We start from the raw sequence: 6903 nt of genomic DNA, 5'->3' as shown, positions 1-6903 counted from the left end.
CACTGCTGTACCTGTGGGAGCTGGCTTGCCAGCGAAGGGGGCGACGCAGTTCAAGCACTATGCCAACACGGCGCCCACTGCCCTGACCAGCTGCTGCAACTCAGGCGCATCACCCTCGATCCGTACCGCCAGCCCCTCGATCTCGCGACGTGGCGGGTACTGCTTGCGCAGCACGTCGAAGGCCAGCCGCTGCGCCTGCGGGTCGGCGCTCAGGCTGCGGCGAAAATCCGCATCGTCACGGCGCGGGTCGTACACCGCGCGGCACAGCGTGGCCAGGGCCCAGGCCGGGTCGGTTTCGACCTGCAGGCTCACTTGCGCCAACCATGGCCGTGGCAGCAGGTCCGCCAGCGCGACCGTCTCGGCCTCGCCCCGCCAGGCGCAGAAGGCCTGATAGATCTGCGCCGTACCGCGCTGCTTGCCGTCCAGGCTGTAGCCAGCGATATGCGGTGTGGCAATCACGCACAGGTCGGCCAGGCCCAGGTCCACCTGCGGCTCGCCCTCCCACACATCAAGTACCGCCTGCACGTCGTCGCGTGCCTGCAGCAGGCTGCGCAGCGCGTCATTGTCGACCACCGGGCCACGGCTGGCGTTGATCAGCCAGGCGCCCGGGCGCAACTGTGCCAGGCGCTCGGCATCCAGCAGGTGCCAGGTCGGGTGCTCGCCGCCGCGCGTCAGCGGCGTATGCAGGCTGATCACGTCACACTCGGCCAGCACCTGCTCCAGGCTCACGTATTCCCCGCCCTCGCTGGCCTGGCGCAGCGGGTCGCATACCCGTACCGTCCAGCCCAGCCTGCGCAGCACCTCGACCAGGCGCCCGCCCACCTCGCCGGCCCCCACCACCCCGTAGCTGCGCTCAGGCAGCGCCACGCCATCGAGTTCGGCCAGGGTCAGCAGGCTGCCCAGTACGTAGTCGACCACCCCGCGGGCGTTGCAGCCCGGCGCGCTGGACCAGTGGATGCCGGCCTGGGCAAAATAATCCAGCGCCAGGTGATCGGTGCCGATGGTGCAGGTGCCGACAAAGCGCACCCGGCTGCCTTCGAGCAGTGCCTGGTCGACCGTGGTCACCGAGCGCACCAGCAGCACATCGGCGTCCTGCACGCAGGCGCGGTCGATACGGCGGCCCGGGTACCGGCGGATCTCACCGAAACCTGCAAAAAAGGCATCGAGCAGCGGAATATTCTCGTCGGCAACAATCAGCATGGCGCTCTCCTGTAAGGGAGCGCAGTGTAGGCCCATACGGTCGGGCTGATCCAGCCAAGATAAACCCTGCACGTGTATTTCCTGACCAATACGTCAAGGCGTAGACTAGGCGGTTTTCCGCGCTTTTATTGTGGACGCCTGCCTTGTGACGCACCTGAACACCGATACCGCCCGCCTCTCCCGCCCCGCGCGCGTGGGCACCGAAGCCCGCAGCCTGATGCGCCTGGCCACGCCGATCATCATCGCGCAACTGGCGACCACTGCGATGGGTTTTGTCGATGCGGTGATGGCCGGCCGGGTCGGCCCGCGCGACCTGGCCGCCGTGGCCCTGGGCAATTCGATCTGGGTGCCGGTGTTCCTGCTGATGACCGGCATCCTGCTGGCGACCACGCCCAAGGTGGCGCAACGCTTTGGTGCCGGGCAGCACGCCGAGATCGGTCCGCTGGTGCGCCAGGCGTTGTGGCTGGCCAGCGTGGTCGGCCTGGGCGGTTGCGGCCTGCTGCTCAGTGCGCAGCCGATACTGCACCTGATGAAGGTCGACCCGGAGCTGATCGCGCCGTGCATGGGCTACCTGCAAGGCATCGCCTTCGGCCTGCCGGCGGTGGCGCTGTACTACGTGCTGCGTTGCTGCAGCGACGGCCTGGGCCGCACACGACCGAGCATGGTGATCGGCCTTGGCGGGCTGATGCTGAACATCCCGCTCAACTACGTATTCATCTACGGGCACCTGGGCCTGCCGGCCATGGGCGGCGTCGGCTGTGGCTGGGCCAGCGGCATCGTGATGTGGTTCATGGCACTGGGCATGGCGCTGTGGCTCGGGCGCGCCGCCGCCTATCGCCAGGCGCGAGTGTTCAGCCACTTCGACTGGCCGCAGTGGTCGGTGATCAAGCGCCTGCTGAGCGTGGGCCTGCCCATCGGCATCGCGGTATTCGCCGAATCGAGCATCTTCGGGGTGATCGCGCTGCTGATTGGCAGCCTTGGCTCCACCGTGGTTGCCGGGCACCAGATTGCGCTGAACGTCAGCTCGCTGGTGTTCATGGTCCCCTACTCGCTGGGCATGGCGGTGACGGTGCGGGTAGGCCAGGCCATCGGCGCCGGCGACCCGCGCCAGGCGCGGTTTGCCGCAGGTGTCGGGATGGGCACGGCGCTGGCCTATGCGTGCTGCTCGGCGAGCCTGATGCTGTGGCTGCGCGAGCCGATCGCCAGCATCTACACCACCGACGCGGCAGTGATCCAGATTGCCTCGATGCTGATCGTGTACTCGGCGCTGTTCCAATTCTCGGATGCCATCCAGGTGACGGCTGCCGGCGCCCTGCGCGGCTATCAGGACACCCGCGTGACGATGATCCTGACCCTGTTTGCCTACTGGGGCATCGGCTTGCCGGTGGGTTACCTGCTCGGGCTGACCGAGCATTTCGGCCCTGCCAGCGGCCCCAGCGGCTTGTGGGAAGGGTTGATCGTCGGCCTGACCTGCGCGGCGCTGATGCTGTCGGTGCGGCTGGCGCGCAGTGCGCGCAAGCGCATTCGCCAGCAGGGCAAGGCTTAGTCGAGTTTTTTGCGGATCCAGTACAGGTAGGTACCGGCGTCTTCCTGCTGGCCCACCAGTTGGTGGTCGAGGAAGGCGCAGAACTTGGGAATGTCGCGGCGGGTCGAGGGGTCGGTGGCGATCACCTTGAGCAGGCCGCCGGCCGCCAGGTCGCGGATGGCCTGGTGCAGCATCATGACCGGCTCGGGGCAATTGAGGCCGCTGGCGTCAAGGGTGGCGTCGGGGGTGAAATCGGTCATCGGGTGCTCCAGGCAACGGTTGTTCGGTATTGAGGGGCTCTTCGCTGGCAAGCCAGCCCCCACAGGTTCGGTGAACGCTGAAAACCCTGTGGGAGCTGGCTTGCCAGCGAAGAGGTCAACGCGGTTTCAGGTCAAGGCGACGCAGGTGGCACGTCACCTCCTCACGGTCGTGGTACAGCTGCTTGCAGCCGATCGACACCTTGATCTTGCGTGCCTTGAAGCCCTCTTCGATGCGTTCGAGCAAACGCCGCACCTCGGCATAGCGCTGCTTCATCGGCAGCTTGAGGTTGACCACCGCCTCGCGGCACAGCCCCTCGCCCAGCCAGGTCTCCAGCAGCGCTGCGCTGCGCGCCGGCTTCTCGACGATGTCGCACACCATCCAGTCCACCGTCTGCCGGGGCTTGAAGGTGAAGCCGTCAGCCATCAGATGCTGCACCAGCCCGGTGTCCATCAGGCTCTCGGCCATCGGCCCGTTGTCGATGGCGGTCACCAGCATGCCCCGCTTGACCAGTTGGTAGGTCCAGCCACCCGGCGCCGCCCCCAGGTCGACCCCGGTCATGTCACCCGACAGGCGCTGCTCCCACTGGTCACGCGGAATGAAGTGGTGCCATGCCTCTTCCAGCTTGAGGGTCGAACGGCTGGGGGCCTCGCGCGGAAACTTCAGACGCGGGATGCCCATCGGCCACATAGCCGAGTTGTCGGCCGCAGCCAGGCCGACGAACACGCGCCTGCCACTGACAAAGGTCAGCAGCAGACGTGGCTGGCTGTCGCCCTCCACCAGCCGGCCGGCCTTGCTCAACGCCTTGCACAGCGGCGCCTCGAACTTGCGGCAGAAGGTCGACAGCTCCTTGCCGTCGTTGGTGTCCATCACCTCCAGCCATACGCTGCCGCACACCGGGTAGCTGGCCAGGTGTTCGAGCAGCACACTGATGCGGTCGGTCTCGGGCAACTCGACAAAGCTGCCGCGCGCCCACTGGCGCGGGAAGATCAACTGCTTGAAGCGCAGCTCGCGCATCAGGCGTTCGGCGCCTTCGGCGTCGTTGCACACGAACTCGGCACAGGCACTCTGCGGTTTGCCCTTGGCATAGCCGGCGACACCCAGGCGTGCGGCGTGCTCGGCGATCTCGGCACACACTTCACCCTCGAAACCGGGCCGGCAATGCATAAACAGGGTATTCATCATTTACTCCAGAACGGCTGGCATCTTTGCCAACCCTGACCGGGCGCAACACCTGCACGCGGCAAATCGGCGAATGATAAAGCAGTTTAGGAACTGGCGACACGCTCCGCCGGTCCAGTACTTGGTCAGGCCCGCCAAACAGGGCTAACCTGACCGTTCAGCCAGGTCCGTGCCGTGCGGACCGTCACAGAGGCGGTGAACTGGCGACTGCAAGGATGATTGCCAGGCACCGACGCAGAAGGAGTTGGCAGATGCCCTCGCTCGACAGCCTGAAAACCCTCAAGACCCTGACGGTGCACAACCGTGACTACCACTATTACAGCCTGACCGAGGCCGCCCGCAGCCTTGGCGATCTGCAGCGCCTGCCCATGTCGCTCAAGGTACTGCTGGAAAACCTGCTGCGCTGGGAGGACGGCAAGACCGTCACCGACGGCGACCTGCGTGCGCTGGCCGACTGGTTGCAGCAGCGCCGTTCCGACCGCGAGATCCAGTACCGCCCCGCACGCGTGTTGATGCAGGACTTCACCGGCGTGCCCGCCGTGGTCGACCTGGCCGCCATGCGCGCGGCCATGGCCAGGGCCGGCGGCGACCCGCAGCGGATCAACCCGCTGTCGCCCGTGGACCTGGTGATCGACCACTCGGTGATGGTCGACCGTTATGCCACACCGCAGGCCTTCGGCGAAAACGTCGACATCGAGATGCAGCGCAACGGCGAGCGCTATGCCTTCCTGCGCTGGGGCCAGAATGCCTTCGACAACTTCAGCGTGGTGCCGCCGGGCACCGGCATCTGCCACCAGGTCAACCTGGAGTACCTGGGCCGCACCGTGTGGACCCGCGAAGAGGACGGGCGTACCTACGCCTTCCCCGACACCCTGGTGGGCACCGACTCGCATACCACCATGATCAACGGCCTCGGCGTGCTGGGCTGGGGCGTGGGCGGCATCGAGGCGGAGGCCGCCATGCTCGGCCAGCCGGTGTCGATGCTGATCCCCGAGGTGATCGGCTTCAAGCTCACCGGCAAGCTGCGCGAAGGCATCACCGCCACCGACCTGGTCCTGACCGTGACGCAGATGCTGCGCAAGAAGGGTGTGGTGGGCAAATTCGTCGAGTTCTACGGCGACGGCCTGGCGCAGTTGCCCTTGGCCGACCGTGCGACCATTGCCAACATGGCCCCCGAGTACGGCGCCACCTGCGGCTTTTTCCCGGTGGACGAGGTGACCCTGGACTACCTGCGTCTCTCGGGGCGCCCGGCCGATACCGTGCAACTGGTCGAGGCCTACTGCAAGGCCCAGGGCCTGTGGCGCGTGCCGGGCCAGGAACCGGCGTTCAGCGACACGCTGGCACTGGACATGGATGAAGTCGAAGCCAGCCTGGCCGGGCCCAAGCGTCCACAGGACCGCGTGGCACTGTCACAGGTCAGCCAGGCCTTCAACAGCTTCATCAGCCTGCAGCCCAAGGTGTCGAACAAGGAGGTCGGCCGCCTGGAGAGCGAAGGCGGCGGCGGTGTGGCGGTCGGCAATGCCGATCAGGCCGGCGAGGCCAGCTTTGAATACGAGGGCGCCAGCCACCTGCTCAAGGACGGTGCCGTGGTGATCGCGGCCATCACCTCCTGCACCAACACCTCCAACCCCAGCGTGATGATGGCGGCTGGCCTGGTGGCGAAGAAAGCCGTGGAAAAAGCCTGCAACGCAAACCCTGGGTCAAGAGTTCGCTGGCCCCCGGTTCCAAGGTGGTGACCGACTACTACAAGGCCGCGGGCCTCACCCCGTACCTCGACGCGCTGGGCTTCGACCTGGTGGGCTATGGCTGCACCACCTGCATCGGCAACTCCGGCCCGCTGGCCGAACCGATCGAAAAAGCCATTACCCGAGCCGACCTCACGGTAGCCTCGGTGCTGTCGGGCAACCGCAACTTCGAGGGCCGTGTGCACCCGCTGGTCAAGACCAACTGGCTGGCCTCGCCGCCCCTGGTGGTGGCCTATGCCCTGGCCGGCAGCGTACGCGTGGACCTGTCCAGCGAGCCGCTGGGCACCGGCACCGACGGCCAGCCGGTGTACCTGCGCGACATCTGGCCCAGCCAGCAGGAAATTGCCGACGCCGTGGCCAAGGTCGATACCGCGATGTTCCACAAGGAGTACGCCGAGGTGTTTGCCGGCGACGCCCAATGGCAGGCCATCGAGGTGCCCCAGGCCGCCACCTATGTCTGGCAGGATGACTCCACCTATATCCAGCACCCACCGTTTTTCGACGACATCACCGGCCCATTGCCGCTCATCCAGGATATCCATGGCGCCGCGTGCTGGCTCTGCTGGGTGACTCGGTGACCACCGATCACATCTCGCCCGCCGGCAACATCAAGGCCGACAGCCCGGCCGGGCGCTACCTGCGCGACAAGGGTGTGGAGCCTCGCGACTTCAACTCCTATGGCTCGCGCCGCGGCAATCATGAAGTGATGATGCGCGGCACCTTCGCCAACATCCGCATCCGCAACGAAATGCTCGGTGGTGAGGAAGGCGGCACTACCGTGTACGTGCCCAGCGGCGAGAAGCTGGCGATCTATGATGCGGCCATGCGCTACAAAGCCGACGGCACCCCGCTGGTGGTGATTGCCGGGCAGGAATACGGCACCGGTTCGAGCCGCGACTGGGCCGCCAAGGGCACCAACCTGCTGGGGGTCAAGGCGGTGCTGGCCGAAAGCTTCGAGCGCATCCACCGCTCCAACCTGGTGGGCATGGGCGT

At 66.5% G+C, this 6903-nt stretch carries 4 protein-coding genes and 2 pseudogenes; 3 read left to right on the top strand and 3 right to left on the bottom strand.

Features of this window, described 5'->3' with window-relative positions; translation table 11 throughout:
• Positions 1-57: 57 nt before the first annotated feature.
• Entirely contained in the window at positions 58-1200 is a 1143-nt protein-coding gene (gene pdxB / locus G3436_RS21045) for a 4-phosphoerythronate dehydrogenase PdxB (protein WP_163949047.1), read from the bottom strand.
• 154 nt (positions 1201-1354) lie between these two features.
• On the opposite strand from pdxB, the gene G3436_RS21040 reads away from it, so the two are divergent.
• Positions 1355-2746 carry an MATE family efflux transporter gene (locus G3436_RS21040; protein WP_243667243.1) on the top strand — a complete coding sequence of 464 codons (1392 nt, stop codon included), beginning with the start codon at positions 1355-1357 and terminating at the stop codon, positions 2744-2746.
• Here G3436_RS21040 and tusA read toward each other — a convergent pair.
• Entirely contained in the window at positions 2743-2985 is a 243-nt protein-coding gene (gene tusA / locus G3436_RS21035) for a sulfurtransferase TusA (protein ID WP_163949044.1), read from the bottom strand. The genes G3436_RS21040 and tusA overlap by 4 nt on opposite strands.
• A 115-nt stretch (positions 2986-3100) precedes the next feature.
• Positions 3101-4165 carry a 23S rRNA (cytidine(2498)-2'-O)-methyltransferase RlmM gene (gene rlmM, locus G3436_RS21030; protein ID WP_163949040.1) on the bottom strand — a complete coding sequence of 355 codons (1065 nt, stop codon included), beginning with the start codon at positions 4163-4165 and terminating at the stop codon, positions 3101-3103.
• A 215-nt stretch (positions 4166-4380) separates the two neighbouring features.
• On the opposite strand from rlmM, the pseudogene acnA reads away from it, so the two are divergent.
• Positions 4381-6488: pseudogene (gene acnA / locus G3436_RS21025) on the top strand (aconitate hydratase AcnA).
• Positions 6461-6903, top strand: a pseudogene (locus tag G3436_RS29045) (aconitate hydratase); the annotation flags it as partial. The pseudogenes acnA and G3436_RS29045, both read left to right, overlap by 28 nt.

It is taken from the genome of Pseudomonas brassicae, from assembly GCF_010671725.1.
Taxonomy (GTDB): Bacteria; Pseudomonadota; Gammaproteobacteria; order Pseudomonadales; family Pseudomonadaceae; genus Aquipseudomonas; species Aquipseudomonas brassicae.
This window is presented reverse-complemented; position numbering and strand designations above follow the sequence as displayed.

What these genes read in the sequence shown, in the direction of transcription:
- rlmM (WP_163949040.1), bottom strand. Translation starts at nt 4,165, where the DNA reads ATGAATACCCTGTTTATGCATTGCCGGCCCGGTTTCGAGGGTGAAGTG.
- tusA (WP_163949044.1), bottom strand. Translation starts at nt 2,985, where the DNA reads ATGACCGATTTCACCCCCGACGCCACCCTTGACGCCAGCGGCCTCAAT.
- pdxB (WP_163949047.1), bottom strand. Translation starts at nt 1,200, where the DNA reads ATGCTGATTGTTGCCGACGAGAATATTCCGCTGCTCGATGCCTTTTTT.